Source organism: Hydrogenivirga okinawensis (genome assembly GCF_055385515.1).
Genome location: NZ_AP042386.1, coordinates 1,060,448 through 1,078,285 on the forward strand (window position 1 = coordinate 1,060,448; position 17,838 = coordinate 1,078,285).

The 17,838-nt window shown below is 50.9% G+C and carries 24 protein-coding genes; 7 read left to right on the forward strand and 17 right to left on the reverse strand.

The features are described 5' to 3' along the window. Window positions 1–42: 42 nt before the first annotated feature. Window positions 43–672, forward strand: coding sequence for a DNA repair protein RecO (recO, locus tag ACZ483_RS06115; protein ID WP_464323303.1), 630 nt, complete (start codon window positions 43–45; stop codon window positions 670–672). On the opposite strand, the gene ACZ483_RS06120 is transcribed toward recO, so the two are convergent. From ACZ483_RS06120 to surE, 4 genes are read right to left on the reverse strand one after another with little or no spacing between them, the layout of a single operon-like run. Continuing rightward, entirely contained in the window at window positions 660–1,250 is a 591-nt protein-coding gene (locus ACZ483_RS06120) for a diacylglycerol/polyprenol kinase family protein (RefSeq protein WP_464323304.1), read from the reverse strand. The two genes, recO and ACZ483_RS06120, sit on opposite strands and share 13 nt — an antisense overlap. Continuing rightward, on the reverse strand, window positions 1,219–1,824 hold the full coding sequence (locus ACZ483_RS06125) for a DUF8089 domain-containing protein (protein WP_464323305.1): 606 nt from the start codon (window positions 1,822–1,824) through the stop codon (window positions 1,219–1,221). Before ACZ483_RS06125 ends, ACZ483_RS06120 begins: the two co-directional genes overlap by 32 nt. Next, window positions 1,821–3,155 (reverse strand): UDP-N-acetylmuramoyl-tripeptide--D-alanyl-D-alanine ligase, encoded by a 1,335-nt coding sequence (locus tag ACZ483_RS06130; protein ID WP_464323306.1) that lies wholly within the window; start codon window positions 3,153–3,155, stop codon window positions 1,821–1,823. Before ACZ483_RS06130 ends, ACZ483_RS06125 begins: the two co-directional genes overlap by 4 nt. After that, window positions 3,152–3,901, reverse strand: a complete 750-nt coding sequence (surE, locus tag ACZ483_RS06135) for a 5'/3'-nucleotidase SurE (protein ID WP_464323307.1) — start codon at window positions 3,899–3,901, stop codon at window positions 3,152–3,154. Before surE ends, ACZ483_RS06130 begins: the two co-directional genes overlap by 4 nt. Before the next feature lie 49 nt (window positions 3,902–3,950). On the opposite strand from surE, the gene ACZ483_RS06140 reads away from it, so the two are divergent. Next, window positions 3,951–4,289, forward strand: a complete 339-nt coding sequence (locus ACZ483_RS06140) for a DUF5335 family protein (RefSeq protein WP_464323308.1) — start codon at window positions 3,951–3,953, stop codon at window positions 4,287–4,289. Here the strand turns inward: ACZ483_RS06140 and ACZ483_RS06145 are convergent. The 5 genes from ACZ483_RS06145 to rpsB form a co-directional block, all read right to left on the reverse strand. After that, window positions 4,278–4,793: a YfgM family protein gene (locus tag ACZ483_RS06145; protein WP_464323309.1), complete on the reverse strand. Its 516-nt coding sequence runs from the start codon at window positions 4,791–4,793 to the stop codon at window positions 4,278–4,280. The genes ACZ483_RS06140 and ACZ483_RS06145 overlap by 12 nt on opposite strands. Continuing rightward, window positions 4,790–5,344, reverse strand: a complete 555-nt coding sequence (gene frr / locus ACZ483_RS06150) for a ribosome recycling factor (RefSeq protein ID WP_464323310.1) — start codon at window positions 5,342–5,344, stop codon at window positions 4,790–4,792. The genes ACZ483_RS06145 and frr overlap by 4 nt, the downstream gene beginning before the upstream one ends. 4 nt (window positions 5,345–5,348) lie before the next feature. Next, window positions 5,349–6,068 (reverse strand): UMP kinase, encoded by a 720-nt coding sequence (gene pyrH / locus ACZ483_RS06155; protein ID WP_464323311.1) that lies wholly within the window; start codon window positions 6,066–6,068, stop codon window positions 5,349–5,351. After that, window positions 6,068–6,928 (reverse strand): translation elongation factor Ts, encoded by an 861-nt coding sequence (tsf, locus tag ACZ483_RS06160; protein WP_464323312.1) that lies wholly within the window; start codon window positions 6,926–6,928, stop codon window positions 6,068–6,070. The genes pyrH and tsf overlap by 1 nt, the downstream gene beginning before the upstream one ends. 91 nt (window positions 6,929–7,019) lie before the next feature. After that, complete coding sequence (gene rpsB, locus ACZ483_RS06165; RefSeq protein ID WP_464323313.1) at window positions 7,020–7,844, reverse strand: 30S ribosomal protein S2; 825 nt, start codon at window positions 7,842–7,844, stop codon at window positions 7,020–7,022. A gap of 93 nt (window positions 7,845–7,937) precedes the next feature. Here rpsB and ACZ483_RS06170 point away from each other — a divergent pair, with 93 nt between their 5' ends. Genes ACZ483_RS06170 through ACZ483_RS06180 form a run of 3 tightly spaced genes read left to right on the forward strand, consistent with a single transcriptional unit; the run spans window position 7,938 to window position 9,588 of the window. Next, window positions 7,938–8,222 carry a DUF2103 domain-containing protein gene (locus tag ACZ483_RS06170; RefSeq protein ID WP_464323314.1) on the forward strand — a complete coding sequence of 95 codons (285 nt, stop codon included), beginning with the start codon at window positions 7,938–7,940 and terminating at the stop codon, window positions 8,220–8,222. Continuing rightward, on the forward strand, window positions 8,219–9,004 hold the full coding sequence (gene proC, locus ACZ483_RS06175) for a pyrroline-5-carboxylate reductase (protein WP_464323315.1): 786 nt from the start codon (window positions 8,219–8,221) through the stop codon (window positions 9,002–9,004). The genes ACZ483_RS06170 and proC overlap by 4 nt, the downstream gene beginning before the upstream one ends. Beyond that, on the forward strand, window positions 8,959–9,588 hold the full coding sequence (locus ACZ483_RS06180) for a purine nucleoside phosphorylase YfiH/LACC1 family protein (protein ID WP_464323316.1): 630 nt from the start codon (window positions 8,959–8,961) through the stop codon (window positions 9,586–9,588). Before proC ends, ACZ483_RS06180 begins: the two co-directional genes overlap by 46 nt. Here the strand turns inward: ACZ483_RS06180 and ACZ483_RS06185 are convergent. Beyond that, entirely contained in the window at window positions 9,566–10,711 is a 1,146-nt protein-coding gene (locus tag ACZ483_RS06185) for an NAD(P)H-dependent flavin oxidoreductase (protein WP_464323317.1), read from the reverse strand. The genes ACZ483_RS06180 and ACZ483_RS06185 overlap by 23 nt on opposite strands. Window positions 10,712–10,758: 47 nt before the next feature. Here ACZ483_RS06185 and folK point away from each other — a divergent pair, with 47 nt between their 5' ends. Further along, window positions 10,759–11,256, forward strand: a complete 498-nt coding sequence (gene folK / locus ACZ483_RS06190) for a 2-amino-4-hydroxy-6-hydroxymethyldihydropteridine diphosphokinase (protein ID WP_464323318.1) — start codon at window positions 10,759–10,761, stop codon at window positions 11,254–11,256. Here folK and ACZ483_RS06195 read toward each other — a convergent pair. Both ACZ483_RS06195 and ACZ483_RS06200 read right to left on the reverse strand, forming a co-directional pair. Further along, complete coding sequence (locus ACZ483_RS06195; protein ID WP_464323319.1) at window positions 11,237–12,460, reverse strand: cysteine desulfurase family protein; 1,224 nt, start codon at window positions 12,458–12,460, stop codon at window positions 11,237–11,239. The two genes, folK and ACZ483_RS06195, sit on opposite strands and share 20 nt — an antisense overlap. A gap of 12 nt (window positions 12,461–12,472) precedes the next feature. Continuing rightward, complete coding sequence (locus tag ACZ483_RS06200) at window positions 12,473–13,522, reverse strand: Mrp/NBP35 family ATP-binding protein (protein WP_464323320.1); 1,050 nt, start codon at window positions 13,520–13,522, stop codon at window positions 12,473–12,475. 99 nt (window positions 13,523–13,621) lie between these two features. On the opposite strand from ACZ483_RS06200, the gene ACZ483_RS06205 reads away from it, so the two are divergent. Further along, on the forward strand, window positions 13,622–14,470 hold the full coding sequence (locus tag ACZ483_RS06205) for a twitching motility protein (RefSeq protein ID WP_464323321.1): 849 nt from the start codon (window positions 13,622–13,624) through the stop codon (window positions 14,468–14,470). Here the strand turns inward: ACZ483_RS06205 and ACZ483_RS06210 are convergent. The 5 genes from ACZ483_RS06210 to sucD form a co-directional block, all read right to left on the reverse strand. Then, window positions 14,457–15,629 carry a type III PLP-dependent enzyme gene (locus ACZ483_RS06210; protein WP_464323322.1) on the reverse strand — a complete coding sequence of 391 codons (1,173 nt, stop codon included), beginning with the start codon at window positions 15,627–15,629 and terminating at the stop codon, window positions 14,457–14,459. The genes ACZ483_RS06205 and ACZ483_RS06210 overlap by 14 nt on opposite strands. After that, window positions 15,630–16,391 (reverse strand): MBL fold metallo-hydrolase, encoded by a 762-nt coding sequence (locus tag ACZ483_RS06215; RefSeq protein WP_464323323.1) that lies wholly within the window; start codon window positions 16,389–16,391, stop codon window positions 15,630–15,632. Further along, window positions 16,375–16,614, reverse strand: a complete 240-nt coding sequence (locus ACZ483_RS06220; RefSeq protein WP_464323324.1) for a ferredoxin — start codon at window positions 16,612–16,614, stop codon at window positions 16,375–16,377. Before ACZ483_RS06220 ends, ACZ483_RS06215 begins: the two co-directional genes overlap by 17 nt. A 3-nt stretch (window positions 16,615–16,617) precedes the next feature. Continuing rightward, the gene (locus ACZ483_RS06225; RefSeq protein WP_464323325.1) at window positions 16,618–16,848 is read right to left on the reverse strand and encodes a ferredoxin; all 231 of its coding nucleotides are present in this window, start codon (window positions 16,846–16,848) and stop codon (window positions 16,618–16,620) included. A 68-nt stretch (window positions 16,849–16,916) separates the two neighbouring features. Next, window positions 16,917–17,834, reverse strand: a complete 918-nt coding sequence (gene sucD, locus ACZ483_RS06230) for a succinate--CoA ligase subunit alpha (RefSeq protein ID WP_464323326.1) — start codon at window positions 17,832–17,834, stop codon at window positions 16,917–16,919. Window positions 17,835–17,838: the final 4 nt, after the last annotated feature.

Below are 17,838 nucleotides of genomic sequence, written 5' to 3' on the forward strand. Positions count from 1 at the left end.
AGGAGAAAGTATTATATAGGAACGGTGAGCCTTAAGACACGGGTGATAGTTCTAAAGCGGATAAGGGCAGGCGATCAGGACCTTCTTGCCAAGGTTTACGGGCAGGGGGGAGTTCTTGACCTGCTCGTCAGAGATGCTTACCTGAATACCTGCCGCTTCTTCGGTGTATTCGAACCCTTCAATCTGGTTGAGGTGGACCTCTCTCAAAGGGGTGGCATAGTGGTTGTTAGCGATATAGGCAGGGTGGAGAGGTTTTCTCTACTTACAAAGGATTTTCGCCGGTTCCTTTGGATGTCCTGGATAGCCCGCTTTATACTCAAGTACGTGGGTTTCTATGACGACAGACTTTTTGACCTCTTCCTGAGATACCTGCTCGAGAGAACTGAAGAGGTTGAACATCTCTACAGGGTGAGACTTAAGCTCGACTACCTCGACCTCTCCGGGCTGAGACCAAAGTTTTTGGAGGAGAGTTTCGGTAGGGGAAAACTAAAGCTAAGGCTTTCGGACGGTTCGGTGAGCAAGGAGGGAGATTACGAGACCGAAAGCTACGTCCTCAGATTCCTCGTTAAGGTGTGGAGGGCAAGGAGGCTGAAAAACTTGAACATAAGGGAGGATACAGCACGTGACATGGAAAGGCTCTTAGACGCTCTACTGGAGTATCACACGAGATAGGAAATGGCTGTAACCGTAACCGGGACGGTGAGGTTGTCGTCCAACGGGAGATCCGCCGCCTCTAACAGAGCCCCGACAACGGCTACAAGAATAGCCTTCTCAAGGCTGAGAAAGGGAAGTAGTATAAGATATGTTCCTGTAAAGAAGGAAAAGGTTCCTTCCCAAGTCTTCCTCTCATTGAAGAAAATCCTGTTCCTCCCAAAGAGCTTACCTACCAAGGTCGATAAGCTGTCCCCCAGAGCCAACACAGCTATACCGACGGAACTCAGCTTCCCGAACAGGAGGAAAGAAATCGTTACACCGAGGTTTGCGTAGAGCGCTTGAATCCCTGGTTTATCCAAGTTTTCCTCCCTTTCCAGATGTTTTATTAATATCCTAAAGAAATCGTAGAAAGGTTGCACTCTACGAATCACGAGGAGGTTTAGTATTAGGATAGAGGACATAAGGATCAGAGTAATGGAGGCAGGAAAGTAAAGGACCGGCACGAGCCAGAGGGAAAGCAGTATCAGATGAAAGAACTGACGTTTTATCTCTAAGGATGTGTACTTATCCTCTGAGGATCTCTCTAATCCTCGCATACACGTAGAACCTCACCTTTACCGTATCCGCATCTTCAAGGAACATTTCGAAGCCAAGCTTAATCCTTCCGTCATTAAACTCCTGAATGTTTACGAGCCTCGCTGTCCCAAATACCTCCTCAGCTTCAACGGGAAAGTCTATATGAACCTCTACCTCTCTATCGAGGAAGCTGTCTACCTCAGCGGGACTGTCTACAATGATCGAAAATCCTCCCTCCGATATATCGTCTACCTCGTACTCCCTCTCCTCATCGTCTAACTTTATATAGAGCTTAACCGGATGTATATGGGAAGGTTTCACCCTCGAGCTTCTCCTATCGCCCACAGGTTTTTCCGGATTAAGGGACGGTAGGTTTACAATGACCTCCTCCTCGCTTTTACCCACTATCTTGGTGGGCAGGGCAAAGGTGGAGTACTTTATGTATACCTTCTTGCCAAGAACGGCAAACCTCTTGAGAAGTCTGGTTTCTTCGAGAACTATCTTTTCTCCCTCTATCCTCTTTATTTTTGTTCGTGTTGAAAAGAAGAAAGAGTCTTCAAAAATGAAAATTTCTGCGGTTCTTTCTGAGGTCATATCCTTTTAGCTCCCTTTATTCCCTCTATAACATCCTCCATCCGCATCCCCCTTGAACCCTTCAGGAGAATTATATTTTTATCCTTCGTCCATTTCAACACCTCTTTTAAAACATCGTTTTTATTTTCTAAATGGACGCCCTTGCCACCCCTACGGACGAACTCTTCGTAAGCGTAAGCCATTTCTTTACCGTAAAAGATGCAGAAGTCCACTCCTATCTCCTTGGCAAAAGCTCCTATCTCTCTGTGGAGGTCTGGACTCTTCTTCCCCAACTCGAGCATATCGCCTAACACGGCAACTTTCTTCGAATTGCTTTCGAGAACTGAAAGAGTTTTCAAAGCATTCCTTACAGAAGGGGGATTAGCGTTGTAGGTATCGTCTACGAGATAAAAGTCCCCTACGTCCAAGAGGTTCATCCGCCCTGGAGGGGCTTTAAAGCTATTCAAAGTGCTTTTAAACTCAAGGGGCTCTAAGCCAAGGGCTTTCAAAACACCAAAGGAAGCGAGTACGTTATCGACTATTCCCTTACTGAGAACTTTCACGGAGAACTCCTCACCGCAGTAGTTGAACTCTACACCCCTGAGGGAAAGCCTGATCCTCTCTGCTCTGAGATCCCCCCGATCACCGAAGGTCAGGGTTCTGTTGGGAGGTAGCTTATAAAATTTCGAAGCGTAATCTGGAATCACCCCGAAGCTCACCTCATCGAACCCGGAGAATATCTCACCATTCCCTTCCACAACGTCCTTGAGGGTTCCGAAGGTCTCCAAGTGTTCCTCCCCCAAGGCGGTTATAACCCTAACCTTAGGCTCTGAGAGTTCCGTGAGAGAGAGGACATCACCCCTTTGGCTTGCTCCCAACTCGAAGACAGCAAACTCGCACTCCTTGGGGAGGTTGGCAAGAACCAGGGGCAGTCCTATCTGGGAATTCAGATTTCCCTCGCTTCTGTAGGATTGAGCCACCGTAGAGAGCAGGTGGTATATAAGCTCCTTCGTAGTAGTCTTTCCTACAGAACCCGCCACGCCTATAACCTTACCCTCAAAGGTACTCCTCTTATAGCGGGCTATCTTCCTGAGAGCCTCAAGGCTCGAGTCTACCACGAGGAGGAACTTTCCCTCTTGCAGGGGAACTTCCCTCTCCACTATGGCTCCCACCGCTCCTTTGTTTAAGGCTTCTAAGACGAAGTCGTGCCCGTCGTGTCTTTCCCCTTTCAGAGCCACGAAGACCTCTCCCCCTTTTATCCTCCTGCTGTCTATCGAGAATCGGGACACCTCGAGGTCGGGATCGCCTAAAAGTCTCCCTCCTACTATCTTTCTAAGATCTTCTGCCCTCATTCCTCTATGAATTTAATCTCCTTCATAGCCCTGTAGTTGGTGAGGTCAAGGTGGAGCGGTGTCACAGATATGTAGCCGTTCATTACAGCCCAGTAGTCGGTCCCCTCCTCCGAGGACCAGCCGAATTCCTCCGCCGCTATCCAGTACAGAGGCTCTCCATAGGGAGCGTAGTACTTGAAGACCTTCTCCTTGTAATCCCTCTTGCCCTGCCTCGTTATCCTTACGCCCCTTATCTCCTCGAATCTCAAATTTGGAACGTTCACGTTGAGGTAAGTGTCCTCTGGCATACCGCTATCGAGTATCTTCTCCACTATTCTCCTGCAGGATTTGGCTATCTCGTTGAACATTATATCCTCCCTTCCGAAGGCGGAAAAGGCTACTGAGGGTATCCCGAGTATCCTGCCCTCCATTGCGCCCGAGACAGTTCCCGAGTAGGTTATGTCCTCACCGAGGTTAGGACCCTCGTTTATTCCGGCGCACACGAGGTCTGGTTTCCTCCCTTCAAGAATGACGTAATAGCCCAGGTGTATGCAGTCCGCAGGAGTTCCTCCGATCACTGTGTAGAAGTCCTCGTCCACCTTCCTCATCTTGAGGGGCATGGTGAAAGTGAGGGAGTGCCCCACACCGCTTAGGTTCCTGTCGGGAGCTACCACCACCACCCTGCCCAAAGTCTTCAGCGCCTCTCTGAGAGCCCTTATTCCCTCGGAGAAGTATCCGTCGTCGTTGGTTATAAGGATGGTGGGCATAGGAGTATTTTAAGGCGTGATAGAATTAAATAAAGAGGAGGTGGAGAGGATGGCAACAAAGAAGTTAGACAGGACGGAGTGGGAGAGGTACTTCGATAACGTCTCAAAGAACTTAAAGGGAGTTGAGGGTCAGCTTGAGGTGGTAAGCGAGGAGCTCGGTGATCAGGTGGAGGTTGAGTGGGCTTTCGTAGAAGGTCTCTCCTATGATCCCAAAGATGACGTCCTTGAGATACAATTCACCGAGGGTAAGCACGACCACCTCATACAGAAACCAGCCGAGATCTACGTTGACGAAGAGGCGGGAACTCTCAGATCCGTCGAGGTGGTCAAGGAGGACGGGACGAAGTTCGTTCTAAAGCTAAGGCCAGCTCCAGCCTTACCTTCTTAATAGCAGGAAAGCGGAGGCTATCTTACCGAAGTAGGTTTCTGGATAATCTTTTTGGAGAGTTTTATATACCTCCAAAGCGCTCTTACGGTCTCCCTTTCCTTCAAGATCGAAAGCCTTTAGTAGAAGAGCGGAGGGGTAGTTGAAGTGCTCTTTATCCACCTTTTCGAGGATCGAGAGGGAACGGTCGTACTCCTTCTTAGAGTAAAGAGTAAAAGCTTCCCTCTCCAAGTAAAGGGATTTCAGGTCCTTATCCTTCAGGAGATTAGCTATCTCAGAGGCGCTCCCTCCTCCGAGGGCGAGGAAGTAGGGATAAAGTTCTGTTCCTTTTAGCTTCTTCTCAGCTTCTTCCTTCGAGACCTTTCCACTTTCGTAGAGATAGAGGACGGATGCGAGCTCGTCAAGCTTCTTCTCCTTATACTTTTTCCAGTAGTTTATACCTCCAACCCCAGCCGCTATCAGGAGTGCTAAGAGAACTCCGATCAGTACGTCCCTGCTGAAGATCATACCCTCATTATCTCCTCTTCCTTGGCTTCAAGGAGTTCGTTTATCTCCTCTATGTATCTATCGGTTATCTTCTGGAGTCTCTCCAAAGCTCTCTTCTTTTCGTCTTCCGATATACCCTCAAGATCCTCTATCATATCCTTGGCATCCCTCCTGACGTTTCTGACCGCAACCCTCGCCTCCTCGGCGAGCTTGTGGAGCATCCTTGCAAGTTCCCTCCTCCTCTCCTCGGTCAGTGGAGGCAGGTTTATCCTTATGGTGTTCCCCTGAGTGTTGGGGTTGAGGTTTAGCTCCTCCCTTACAGCCTTCTCTATAGCGGGAACGGCGTTCGCGTCCCAGACCTGTATAAGTATCTGATTGTGCTCGGGAATGGATATAGTCCCCAGCTGCTTCAAGGGAACCTTAGATCCGTAGTACTCAACCTTTATCTCCTCCACCAGAGCGGTGGAGGCTCTCCCCGTTCTTATCCCCGCTATCTCGCCCTTGAAGTGCTCGACGCTCTTCTTCATGTCCTTCTCCGTTTCCTTGAGGATGTCCTCTATCTCCTGCACCATGGCTCTACCCCCTTACGACCGAACCTACGTCCGCTCCTATAACGACTGACCTTAGATTTCCCTTCTCCTTAATATTAAAAACTATTATAGGTATCCTGTTCTCCCTGCACATCGTAAGGGCGGTATGATCCATCACCCTTATCCCTCTGTTTATGGCTTCGAGGTAGCTTATCTCCTTAATCAGGACTGCATCCGGATGCTTTTCCGGATCCTTGTCGTAGACTCCTCCTACCTTGGTAGCTTTAAGGAGAACCTCGGCGTCTATCTCAGCGGCTCTCAGTGCCGCAGCGGTATCGGTGGAGAAGAAGGGGTTTCCCGTCCCTCCGGCAAAGATTACGATCCTTCCCTTCTCAAGGTGTCTGACCGCCCTTCTCCTTATGTAGGGTTCCGCCACCTGCCTCATCTCTATAGCTGAGAGAACCCTCGTGGGGATGTTTACGTGCCTCTCCAGAGCGGACTGGAGAGCCAAGGCGTTTATCACCGTGGCAAGCATGCCCATGTAGTCGGCGGTAGCCCTGTCAATCCCTATCCCCTCTCCCTGAAAGCCCCTGAAGATGTTTCCTCCCCCTATCACTACCGCTATCTGAACGCCGAGGTCGTGGACGCTCTTTATCTCGTGGGATATGTACTCCAAGAAGTCCGGATCTATCCCGTATCCCTGCTCTCCCGCGAAGGCTTCTCCGGAGAGCTTTAAGAGTATTCTCCTATATTTGGGCTCCTCCATCAGAGACCACCGAGCTCGAACCTGCAGAACCTCTTTATCTCCACACCGAGACCCGACTCCTCTATGACTTTACCTACCGTCTTCTTGTCGTCCTTTATGAAGGGTTGATTCAGGAGAACCTTCTCCTGATAGAACTTCTTTAGCTTACCCTCCACTATCCTCTCTATTATGTGCTCGGGTTTGCCCTCCTGACGGGTTTGCTCCTCCAAGATCTTCTTTTCCCTTTCCAGTACCTCCTGAGGTATGGTCTCCACGCTCACAAACTCAGGTCTCATAGCGGCTATCTGCATAGCGATGTCCTGAACGAGCCTGAGAACCTGGTCGCTCAGTTCGCCCGCCTTAAAGTCTAAGAGGACCCCTATCCTTCCACCTCCGTGAACGTAGGAGTGGAGGTAGTCCTTAGTGTCGTACCTGCAGTACCTTGTGAGCCTTATGTTCTCCCCTATCTTGGCTATAGCCTCCTTTATCGTCTCCTCTACGGTCTTCCCTTCCGTAGTCCTCTGAGGGAGTATGTCGCTTCCTTCCCCTTCCTTGTTGGCGTTCTCGTCTAAGGAGAGTATGTGATCGAGGATCCTGTCGGCGAGAGCCTGAAACTCCTCGTTCCTCGCGACGAAGTCGGTCTCACAGTTGAGCTCTATCATCGCTCCCTTCTTTCTATCCTCACTCACCTTTACCCTCACTATCCCTTCCTTGGTCTCCCTTCCCGCCTTCTTCTCAGCCTTGGCGAGTCCTTTGACCCTGAGTATCTCCTTAGCCTTCTCTATGTCTCCTCCCGCCTCTTCAAGAGCCTTCTTGCAGTCCAACATTCCCGCTCCGGTCATTTCTCTGAGCTTCTTTACATCAGCCATGCTTACCGCCATCCTTTTACCTCCGTAGTTTCAAACTTCTTGTAAATCCATATCAATCCTGAGGAGCAAACCGTAAAGCAGAGAGCCAAAAGGAAAAAGCTCATCACTCGTATTCCGTGGTGTCCTTGTCTATCTCCTCGTACTTCTCGGACATAGCCATAGCCTTCTCAAAGAGCTCCTTCTCGTGCTCCTCAACGGTAACCACCTTCCTCTCCTTCTTGGGAGCTACCTCCTCGGCGCTCTCCCTTCTCGTCTTACCCTCAAGAACCGCATCCGCTATCTTGGAGGTGAGGAGCTTTATGGACTTTATGGCGTCGTCGTTTCCGGGAACTATGTAGTCTATGAGATCCGGATCGCAGTTGGAGTCCGCTATAGCCACGACCGGAATTCCGAGTTTCTTAGCCTCCTGAACCGCGATGGACTCGCGCACCGTATCGACGACCCACATTATGTCCGGGAGCTTCTCCATCTCCCTTATACCGCCGTAAAGCTTCCTGAGTCTCTCCATCTGCCTCCTGAGTCTCCTGACCTCCTTCTTGGGGAGGACGTCAAAGACACCTTCCGCCTCCATCCTCTCCAATTTGTTGAGCTTCTGGATGCTCTTCCTGACCGTCTGGAAGTTGGTGAGCAGTCCACCGACCCACCTCTCGTTAACGTAGTAAGCTCCGCACCTCTCCGCCTCTTCCTTGATTATCTCCTTCGCCTGCCTCTTGGTTCCTACAAAGATGACCTCAGCCCCCTGAGCCACGCTATCGGAGATGAAGTTGTAGGCTTCCTCTAAAAGGACCAACGTCCTGTTGAGGTCAATTATGTGGATTCCGTTCTTGACGCCGTAAAGGTAGGGCGCCATCTTGGGGTTCCAGCGGGACTTGGAGTGTCCGAAGTGGACACCCGCCTCCAGGAGCTCCTTCATGGATACGACTGCCATATCACACCTCCTTGGGTTTTGCCTCCCTTTCCCGATGAACCCTCACGGGCAACCCAAGCGGGAAAGGTGCGTTCTAAGATAGACTATTATATCATGTCGAGGCGCAGGAGCGGGAAGCTCAAGGTAGAGCACCACCTTTTAGAAGGCTTGGAAGATTACCTGTCGGAGATAGAGGAGTGGGAGGAGGTGGAGAGCATAATACCGGGGAGGATAGTAAGGCAGAATAAAGGGAGGGGTTCCAAGGGGCTTTTTTTAAAATACAGAACCCTCAGCGGGTACAAGCTCCTTTATAAAAACGGCGCCTCCGTTCAGGAGATCTTCGTTGTTTGCACAGACTACGACAGGTTTGAGAATAGGTTCAGGGAGAGGTTCGGATGAGGATAGGGATAGCAGGCTACGGGAACATGGGAAGCGCCTTTGCCAAGGCTCTCTCGGAGAAGGTTGGTAAGGAGAACGTAGTCGTTTACGATGTCCAGAAGGAGAAGGTAGAGTTAGCCTTGAAGGACGGCTTCGCCGTGGCTAAGGATCTTTACTTCCTCACTGATCAGAGCGATGTCATAATCCTCGCGGTAAAGCCCAGGGACATAAGGGGAGTCCTTGAGGAGATAAAGGAGAGGATCGGGGACAGGGTACTCGTCAGCATAGCGGCAGGGATAGAGATAGGCTATATCGAGGGGATAGTCGGGAGGAAAAAGATAGTCAGGCTCATGCCCAATATAAACGTCCTCGTGGGAAGGGGAACCATTGCGGTGGTTAGGAACTCCGAGGTCGGGGACGAGGAGTACGAAGATCTCAAGGAAATCCTCTCAGCCTGCGGGAGTCTGCATGAGATACCTGAGAGCCTCTTCGACAGCTTCACGGCCTTAGCAGGGAGTTCGCCCGCCTTCATATTCGAGTTCATAGACGCCTTAGCTTTGGCGGGGGTGAGGGAAGGTTTCAGCTACGAGAAGGCGTTGGAGATAGTTCTTGATACGATCTTGGGAAGTGCACAGCTCATTAAAGAAAGAGGGGGTAACCCCAACGAGTGGATAACAAAAGTAACCTCTCCGGGAGGGACCACCATAGAGGGTATAGCCTACTTGGAGAGGAAAGGTTTCAGGGGGACGGTGATAAGATGCGTGGAGAGGACCTCAGAGAAGGCAAAGAAGTTGAAGGGTTAGATTACCGCTTTGAGTTTGAAGGTAAGGAGATCCGTGTAAGGACCGAGTGGAGGGAGCATAAAAGGCTCTACCTGCCCGTTCAGAAGCACACCAACAGGGTGATAACCCTGACCGCCTTTCCTTACCCTACCCTGATAGGGGACGCGGTTATAACGAACCTTCGGAACGTGGAGATAGGGGTGAGGACGGCGGACTGTGCTCCCGTTGTAGCTATCGGGAGGGAGTGGATAGGTATCGCTCACGTGGGATGGAGGGGTCTCACCTCCGGGATTTTGGAGCGGTTCGTGGAGAGGTTGAGATCCTACGAAGATACAGAAAAGATCTTCTTCTTCGTAGGTCCCTGCGCCAAGGGATGCTGCTACGAAGTGGGAAGCGAATTCAGAAATATCTTTCCAAGCTATGTCTTCGAACGAGATGGAAAGCTCTATATGGACCTTCAGGATTCTGTGGTTAAAGAACTTAAAGCTTTAGGCGCGGGTAGCGTCGGAACTTTGGAGAAGTGCACCATCTGTTCCGAAAACCTCCCCTCATACAGGAGGGATAAAACGGAGGAGAGGATCCTTACTTCTGTAAGGAAACTGTGAGTTTCTCCGAAGGTTCCAGCGTGGGATCGGGTCTCTTTCCAGTCAGCATCTCTAAAAGTTCCTTAACGTGGATTATCCCCTGCTTCTTGAGGAGATGCCCGTTTGCACCGCTTATAAATATACCCTCCTCGTAGTTTCCGAGCCAAGCGGCTCCGAGTCTGTCTGCTATGCAGAAGCCGACCTTTTTCGCTTCCTCACCTTTGTTGCAGGGAACTACGCAGTGGGAAACACAGCCCTTCCAGCCGTTTATCCCGGAGAGCAATCTTTCTATGAAAGGCGTCTTTATCACCCTCAGCGGGTAGCCCACGGGAGACTTAAGCAGGATAATATCCTCCTCCTTGGCGTTGAGGACTATCTCCTTGTATATAAGGGGAGCGTCGCACTCGTGAGTCGCTATAAAACGGGTAGCCATCTGGACACCTGCAGCTCCCTGCTCCATGTACCACTTGATATCCTCGTAGCTCCAGACACCGCCCGCCACTATAACGGGTATGTCCCCCCACTTCTTGGCTTCCTCCACAACGCTATGGACAAGGTTCTCAAGTTGAAACTCTGGCTTAAAGCAATCCTCGTACTTAAATCCCTGATGACCTCCCGACTTGGGACCTTCTAGGATGACCGCGTCGGGTAGTCTGTTGTACCTCCTCTTCCAAGTTCTGCATATAAGATTTAGAGCTCTTGCCGAGGAGACTATGGGAACGAGAGCTATCTCGTACCCTTCTACATACTGGGGAAGGGATAAGGGAAGGCCAGCTCCCGATATTATGAGATCCGCACCCGCTTCAGCGGCATCCCTCGCGACCCTGTCGTAGTCCGTTATAGCCGCGAGGATATTAACACCTATCGCTCCTCTTCCTTTCGAGATCTCCTTGGCATCCCTGATAATCCTCTTGAGAGCTTCTGGATGGTGGGTGTTTATCGACCCGACAGGTCTTCCGAACTTGTCCCTCTTGACGAGATCGGGATGTCTGTATCCCGTCCCGACGGCAGACACGACGCCTATGGCACCTTCCTTAGCAACTGACCCGGCGAGCCTCTCCCAAGAGAGTCCTACTCCCATTCCGCCCTGAATTATGGGAATATCGACCTCTATGTGTCTTATCTTTAGTTTTGGTAGTTCCATAACCAACTCCTTCGATTAAGGTTGTTTTAATTTTAAACTTTCGGGATATGGAGTCAAGGAGAACGTACTTAGGTTTGGGAAGCAATGTGGGCGACCGTCTCTCGAACATACTCAGAGCAATAGACCTTTTAAGAAATTTCCTGAATATAGAGAAGATATCCACGATCTACGAGAGCAAGCCGTGGGGAGTCGAAGACCAACCCCATTTCCTGAATTGTGTTCTTGCAGGGGAAACCTCTCTTTCTCCAATGGAACTCCTCAAAGAGGTGAAGAGGATTGAAAGGGATGTGGGGAGAAGGAAGAGGTTTAGATGGGGACCAAGGGAGATAGATATAGACATCCTCCTTTATGGGGAAGAGGTGTTAGAGCTCCCCGATCTGAAGATACCGCATCCCTACATAAAGAGGAGGGACTTTGTCCTCGTTCCCCTCCTTGAAATAGAGGAGAACCTTTCGGATCCAAAAACGGGAGAGCTCTACAAGGTGGCTCTCAAAGAGTTAGAGGTCAGGCTAAAACCTATCTGCTCTATCCTTCCCTTGCCTTGACGTACTTCTCCCAGTTCTCGGGGTTGAAAGGAGAGAGGCTTCTGAGCCAGTTCACTATCTTGGGAAACTCTTCGGAAACATACTCAACATCCTCTTCGGTGTTCTCCCTTCCAAAGCTGAAGACTATAGACCCGTTGGAAACCTCTTTTGGAACCCCTATAGCAAAGAGGACGTGGGATTGCTTGAGAGCCAAGGACACACAGGCGGATCCGGAGGCGGTCTCTATACCCATGAGATCGCACCTCAGGAGCATAGCCTCACCCTCTATGAAATGGACAATGAGGGAGAGATGATGGGGAAGTCTCTGGGTAGGGTGTCCGGTGAACTCTATGTAATCAAGCTTCTCCTCTATAGCCTTTTTCAGTCTGTCCCTGTAGTTGGAGAGCCTCGTCATCCTGTCCTCAAGCTCCTTCATCGTCAGCTCTGCAGCGGCTCCGAAGCCGACTATTCCGGGGACGTTCTCCGTTCCTGCCCTCACACCTCTCTCCTGAGTTCCCCCCTCTATAAGGGGTCTCACCTTTACTCCTTTCCTCGTCCAGAGGGCTCCCACGCCCTTAGGTCCGTACATCAGATGGGCGGTGAAGGATGCTGCATCCACTCCCCACTCCTTGAGATCTACAGGGTAATGTCCGAGGGTGGGAGCGGCGTCGGTGTGGAATATGACTTTGGGATTCTTCTCCTTTGCCGCCTGAACCAGCTCCTTTATGTTCTGGATAGTCCCTATCTCCCTGTTGGAGTGCCCTATGGAGACGAGAACCGTGTCCTTTCTTACCGCCTCCCTTACCTGCTCTGGATCTATCAGTCCGTACTTGTCCGGCTTGAGGTAGGTTACCTCCCAGCCTTCCCTCTCTAAGGTCTTACAGGGATGGAGTATGGAGTGATGCTCTATCTCCGTCGTAACTATATGGTTTCCCCTTCTCTTGTAGGCGCTCGCTATCCCCTTTATGGCGAGGTTGTTAGCCTCTATACCTCCAGAGGTAAAGACTATCTCTTCGGGGGTGTTGGCGTTTATCAAAGTCGCTATCTTCTCCCTCGCCTCGTTTATAGCCTTCTTAGCCTCCTGTCCGAAGCTGTGGAGGGAGGTGGGGTTTCCGAACTTATCCCTGAAGTAAGGGAGCATAGCCTCGAGTACTTCCTCTGCCACAGGAGTGGTCGCTATGTGATCGAGATAAACGACTCTTGATCCTGCCTTCTTTGCAAACATTTTTATACCTCCTTATTCCAATTCTTGCGCTACAAGCTTAGCTATTCCTATGAAAGCCTTGGACACCTCCGAGTCGGGATTGCTTATCACCACAGGCTCTCCCTTATCGGACCTCTCGGCGACTTCGGGGTCTATGGGTATGGAACCGAGTATCTTGAGGTTATAAGCAGAGGCAAACTCTGCGGTCTTTCCCTTTCCGAAGATGTAGTACTTCTTACCGGACTCAGGACAGATGAAGTAAGCCATGTTTTCTATAACACCTATAACCGGTATCTGAACCTCCCTGAACATAGAGGTTGCCTTCTTCACGTCCGCAAGGGCTACGTCCTGAGGGGTGGTTACCACTATAGCACCCGACATCTCAACGTTCTGAGCCAACGTTAGTTGAACGTCTCCCGTCCCCGGCGGTAGGTCAAGTATGAGGTAATCAAGCTCTCCCCACTCAACGTCAAAGAGGAACTGGGTGAGAGCCTTCATGAGCATAGGACCCCTCCATATGACGGGGGTATCTTCGGAGGGGAGCATAAAGCCTATGGAGAGAACCTTTATACCGAACTTCTCAACGGGAACGATCCTGTTCCTTTCGTTCACCGTAACTCTTGTTCCTTTGAGTCCCAGAAGGGTTGGAACGCTCGGACCGTAGATATCGGCATCCAAGAGACCGACTCTGTATCCTAACTTAGATAAGGCGAGCGCCAAGTTAACGGCTACCGTTGACTTCCCCACTCCTCCCTTTCCGCTTCCGACAGCTATCAAATGTTTCACACCGGGAACCTTCCTTTTGGTAAAAGCAGGTTGTCCTACAGGCATCTGGGGTCTCTGCTGGGGAGGTGCCTCGGCAAACCTGACGTTTACCTTTTCCACATCGGGCACGTCGGCTACCGCTTCCTGAACCTTCGCCTTTAAAACGTCCTCCAGCCCTGCTTTCGGAAGGTAAAGAAGGACGTCCAGTTCCTTCCCTATGAGCTTTATATCCTTAACGAGCTGAGCCAGGTTCTCTTCAAGTCCGAGATCCTTCAGGCTTTCGTTCCTCAGGGCGTCCATTACGTCCTTAACTGCCATACGCTTCTCCTCCTTCGCTTACTACTAAAGAATATAGTAAATTGAATTTTCAAGTATGACAGCAGTCATCGGCAGTAAAATACTCGGGGGGGAGAAGAGATGAACATAGCACCTGAAATCCTCAACTACCTCGCCGAGAGGAGGGAGTTTACGGAAGTTATACTGGCTCCCAAAGCCTCCCCGGTTGAGAGGAGGGACAAGAGGATCGACAAAATCATGGACGTCATCCTTTCTCCTGAAGACATAAGGGACACGTTGATATCGCTGAGATCCCACACCCCAACATCCTTAGGACCTCTCGGTAGGGAAGGCTTCTTCTCCTTTGGACTGCCAGAGGTTGGAAGGATAAGGGTAACCTACCTGACCCAGAGGGGAAGTTACGTTGTGAGCATAGTAAAGGTTCCTTACAGCATTCCTCTCTTGGAGGCTATAGTTTCCAACAGAGAGGATCTCTCCGCCCTCTACAGGGAGATAAGGGACACGAGCGGCATACTGGCGATAATAGGAAGGTCCTACGTTATACACAACCTGTTCTCTTACTCTCTCCTGAAAGAGATATGTGAGAGGGAGTCTGGTCTCGTTTACGTCTTAGAGAGACCCATAACCTATCTGATAAAGCACAGCAACTCCATAGTTATCCAAAGGGAGGTTGGTGTGGACGTGGATACCTTCGACGAGGGGATAGAGGAGGCGCTCTTTCTGCACCCGGAGATAATCTACATAAGCGACATAGTGATAAAGGACGCCCTCAGATCCGTCAGGAAGCTTTTCGACATACCCATACTAACGATCCTGAGCGTTACCGCCTCGAGTGTGGAGGCGCTGAGGAGGAGCTTTGAGGTCTTTCTGAGAGAGGACTCAAAGGAGGTTCTCAAGCTCATATCGAAGGTTATCGAGCTAAAGCTCGACGAGAAGGATAAGATAAGGTTCGAGATTAAAGAGCTATAACCTCGGGAACGGGAAAGCCGTTAAACTTAGCTCCGTAAACGGTAGTGTAAGCTCCGGTGGAGAGAAGATACAATCTGTCCCCAACCTCTGGCTCCGGAAGGTAGACTTGCTTTGCCACCACGTCCATACTGTCGCAAGATACACCTCCCACCGTCCACTCCTTTAGCTCTCCTTCCCTCTCTAAGTACATTGGATACCTGATTCCGCCGAGGGCTTCGGCGAGTCCGTTGAATACACCGGTGTCTATGTAAAGCCAGTTCTCTTCCCCCCTCTTAGCTTTCCCTATCACTGAAGTCACCATTATCCCCTGATCTCCGACTATCCCCCTTCCGGGCTCTATCTGGAGCTCGTAGGGAGGGTTGGGGAAGTACTTCCTCAGGAGACCCTTCACGTAGTAGGCTATGTCCTCCACCCTCAGGGCTTCGTACATGTACCTGACCGGTATTCCCCCTCCCATGTTCAGGACGAGAAGCTTTATGCCCTTCCGCCTTGCCCTCTCCCAGAGCTGGGAGGAGTTCCTTATCGCTATGAACCAGTTCCTCAGGTTGTTGCACTGGGATCCCACGTGAAAGGTAAGACCTATAGGGACGAGCCCCTTTTCCTTGGCGTACTCTAAGATTTCCAGAGCGGTATCCGGATCCACACCGAACTTCCTCGAAAGGGGCCAGTCGCTCCCCTCGTTGGGGACGGTTATTCTCACGTAGACCCTCGCCCTCGGAGCTACCTTAGCTATCTTCTCCACCTCGGCGAAGCTATCTACGGCGAACCTCCTGACCCCAGAGGTGTAGGCAAGATCTATGAAGGCTGGAGGTTTTACAGGATTGCTCGATATTATCCTCTCGGAAGGAACACCGAGGAAGAGAACCTTTTCAAGCTCCTCTACGGAGGCAACTTCGAAACCTGAACCGAGCTCGGCGAGGGCTTTCAGAATATCTACGTGATCGTTAGCCTTCACCGCATAGTACACGTTCACCTCCGGGAAGTGATACCTTATCTGGATGTATCTCGATCTGACACCGTCGAGGTCTATAAGCAGAGAGGGGGTCTTTACCTCTCTGAGCCTCTCGGCTATCTTCGGTCTTGAGGAGATGAACTCCTCGAAGTACCTCCTCGAGTAATTGAACTGAACCTCACCGACGCTCAGGAGTTTTTCACCCATCTAAATTAATATCTCCATACCGTCGTAGGCTGCAATCACCTCGAGGTCGAGCTCCTCTGAGAGTTCCTCCGCCACCCTCTCCGGACCCTTCTCGTGCATCTCCATGCTGAAGTGGGTTATAACCGTTCTATCGGGTCTGAGATGATCTATCAGCTCCTTCACCTCCTCAACGGAGAGGTGATCTATCTGAGGTCTCCTTTTATAAAAGGTAGTGTTTATTATCATTAGCTGAGGATTCCGAGGGTACACCTCTAACATCCTCCTCTCGTAGCGTGCGCAGGAGAGGTAAACGATGGAACCGTTGAAGGAGAGCCCGTAGGTCTCCGCACCGTGGTGGTAGTGCCTCATTATAGCCTTTACCTTCACGTTTTTATATCCAAGCTCTTTCCCCTCCTCAATCACACCTATGTAGGATAGCCTCCTGAGCAGGTAGGGAAGAACTACCCTGTCATTCCCCTCGATGGCGCTCTTGGGAGCCATGAGCCCGAGCCCCTGTCTCTTACCTCCATCTGTGCAGGCTTCTATGAGGGTGTTCACGTCGGCGGTGTGGTCAAGGTGTATGTGGGATAGAACTATGAGGTCTATATCCCTGTAGTCTATACCTTTTTCCTTTAGATAGACGAAGGCGCCGGGGCCAGGATCTACGTGAACCTTAGAGTCTCCGAAGTCTATAAAGAACCCGCCCGATCTCCTTACGAGACGGAAGGTGGTTACCCTTCCTCCTGCGGTTCCGAGGAATACTACCTTAGTCGGCGTCTTCAACGATTATGGAACCGCTCGGGCACTCGTCCGCTACTTCTTCCACTTCCTGTTCGAGTTCCTCGGGAACGTACATCCACTTCTCCTCTTCGCTCTCCTCTATATCGTAGCGAACAACGTCCGCTATGCCATCTCCCCTATCCTTGAACACCTCGGGAACCCTATCGTAGCAGAGTTCACAGGCGGTGCATGTATCGTAATCTATCCTAACTTTCTTGTTAGGCATAGATCACTCCTCCTCAACGATGATGGAGCCGCTCGGACATTCGTCGGCAACCTCCTGAACCTCGTCGGTGAGGTTCTCGGGGACGTTCATCCACCTTTCGTCCCCATCCTCTATGTCAACCTGAACGACATCCGCTATGCCGTCGCCCACGTCCTTGAAAACTTCAGGGATCCTGTCGTAGCAGAGCTCGCAGGCGGTGCAGGTGTCCTGATCAACCCTAACCTTCAATCCCATCCTTCTACCTCCTCAGGTTTGGTTGGAAATATAAAAATACAAAAGAAATTCAATATATCAAGATAACCTTAATCAGTATCGCACGTTTTATCCTCTTCCGCAACCTCCAAGACTCCTAAGATCTTCGCCACCGTCTCTCCTATCTTTGCTGGGTTGTCTATCACGTAAGCTCCCGCCTTCTCGAGAGCCTCCATCTTAGCCTTTGCGGTTCCCTTTCCTCCCATTATTATCGCTCCCGCGTGTCCCATCCTCTTTCCGGGAGGAGCGGTTATACCCGCTATGTAGGCGAAGACAGGCTTCTCCACGTTCGCCTCTATATACTCCGCCGCCTCTTCCTCTGCGGTTCCTCCGATCTCTCCTATCATGAGTATGGCTTCTGTTTCGGGATCCTCGTTGAAGAGCTCTATAACGTCCCTGTGGGACAGTCCGTGAACGGGATCTCCACCTATACCCACCGCGGTGCTCTGTCCGAGTCCGAGCCTCGTGAGCTGGTAAGCCGCCTCGTAAGTCAGGGTTCCGCTACGGGAGACTATGCCGATTTTTCCCCTCTTGAAGATATGTCCGGGCATTATACCGACCTTAGCCTCTCCGGGAGTGATCAGTCCGGGGCAGTTGGGACCTACAAGTTTAGCGTCGGGATAATTCTTCTTCATGTAGTCTTTGACCATCATCATGTCCTTTACAGGTATCCCTTCGGTTATACAGACTATAAGACCTATTCCGCTATCAAGAGCTTCAACTATAGCGTCGGCGGCGAAGGGTGCGGGGACAAATATAAGGGAGCAGTTGGCTCCAGTCTCCTTCACTGCGTCCTCAACGGTGTTGAATACGGGTATACCTTCCACCTCCTGTCCCGCCTTTCCGGGTGTAACTCCCGCAACAACCTGCGTTCCGTAGGCTTTGCACTGGGTCGCGTGGAAGGAGCCCTCCTTTCCGGTTATACCCTGAACTACCACCTTGGTGTTCTTATCGACGAGTATAGCCATCCTT

Coding starts and splice junctions, on each gene's coding strand:
- ACZ483_RS06120 (WP_464323304.1), bottom strand. CDS start 1,250: ATGCGAGGATTAGAGAGATCCTCAGAGGATAAGTACACATCCTTAGAG.
- ACZ483_RS06125 (WP_464323305.1), bottom strand. CDS start 1,824: ATGACCTCAGAAAGAACCGCAGAAATTTTCATTTTTGAAGACTCTTTC.
- ACZ483_RS06130 (WP_464323306.1), bottom strand. CDS start 3,155: ATGAGGGCAGAAGATCTTAGAAAGATAGTAGGAGGGAGACTTTTAGGC.
- surE (WP_464323307.1), bottom strand. CDS start 3,901: ATGCCCACCATCCTTATAACCAACGACGACGGATACTTCTCCGAGGGA.
- ACZ483_RS06140 (WP_464323308.1), top strand. CDS start 3,951: ATGGCAACAAAGAAGTTAGACAGGACGGAGTGGGAGAGGTACTTCGAT.
- ACZ483_RS06145 (WP_464323309.1), bottom strand. CDS start 4,793: ATGATCTTCAGCAGGGACGTACTGATCGGAGTTCTCTTAGCACTCCTG.
- frr (WP_464323310.1), bottom strand. CDS start 5,344: ATGGTGCAGGAGATAGAGGACATCCTCAAGGAAACGGAGAAGGACATG.
- pyrH (WP_464323311.1), bottom strand. CDS start 6,068: ATGGAGGAGCCCAAATATAGGAGAATACTCTTAAAGCTCTCCGGAGAA.
- tsf (WP_464323312.1), bottom strand. CDS start 6,928: ATGGCGGTAAGCATGGCTGATGTAAAGAAGCTCAGAGAAATGACCGGA.
- rpsB (WP_464323313.1), bottom strand. CDS start 7,844: ATGGCAGTCGTATCCATGAAGGAGCTCCTGGAGGCGGGTGTCCACTTC.
- ACZ483_RS06170 (WP_464323314.1), top strand. CDS start 7,938: ATGTCGAGGCGCAGGAGCGGGAAGCTCAAGGTAGAGCACCACCTTTTA.
- proC (WP_464323315.1), top strand. CDS start 8,219: ATGAGGATAGGGATAGCAGGCTACGGGAACATGGGAAGCGCCTTTGCC.
- ACZ483_RS06180 (WP_464323316.1), top strand. CDS start 8,959: ATGCGTGGAGAGGACCTCAGAGAAGGCAAAGAAGTTGAAGGGTTAGAT.
- ACZ483_RS06185 (WP_464323317.1), bottom strand. CDS start 10,711: ATGGAACTACCAAAACTAAAGATAAGACACATAGAGGTCGATATTCCC.
- folK (WP_464323318.1), top strand. CDS start 10,759: ATGGAGTCAAGGAGAACGTACTTAGGTTTGGGAAGCAATGTGGGCGAC.
- ACZ483_RS06195 (WP_464323319.1), bottom strand. CDS start 12,460: ATGTTTGCAAAGAAGGCAGGATCAAGAGTCGTTTATCTCGATCACATA.
- ACZ483_RS06200 (WP_464323320.1), bottom strand. CDS start 13,522: ATGGCAGTTAAGGACGTAATGGACGCCCTGAGGAACGAAAGCCTGAAG.
- ACZ483_RS06205 (WP_464323321.1), top strand. CDS start 13,622: ATGAACATAGCACCTGAAATCCTCAACTACCTCGCCGAGAGGAGGGAG.
- ACZ483_RS06210 (WP_464323322.1), bottom strand. CDS start 15,629: ATGGGTGAAAAACTCCTGAGCGTCGGTGAGGTTCAGTTCAATTACTCG.
- ACZ483_RS06220 (WP_464323324.1), bottom strand. CDS start 16,614: ATGCCTAACAAGAAAGTTAGGATAGATTACGATACATGCACCGCCTGT.
- ACZ483_RS06225 (WP_464323325.1), bottom strand. CDS start 16,848: ATGGGATTGAAGGTTAGGGTTGATCAGGACACCTGCACCGCCTGCGAG.
- sucD (WP_464323326.1), bottom strand. CDS start 17,834: ATGGCTATACTCGTCGATAAGAACACCAAGGTGGTAGTTCAGGGTATA.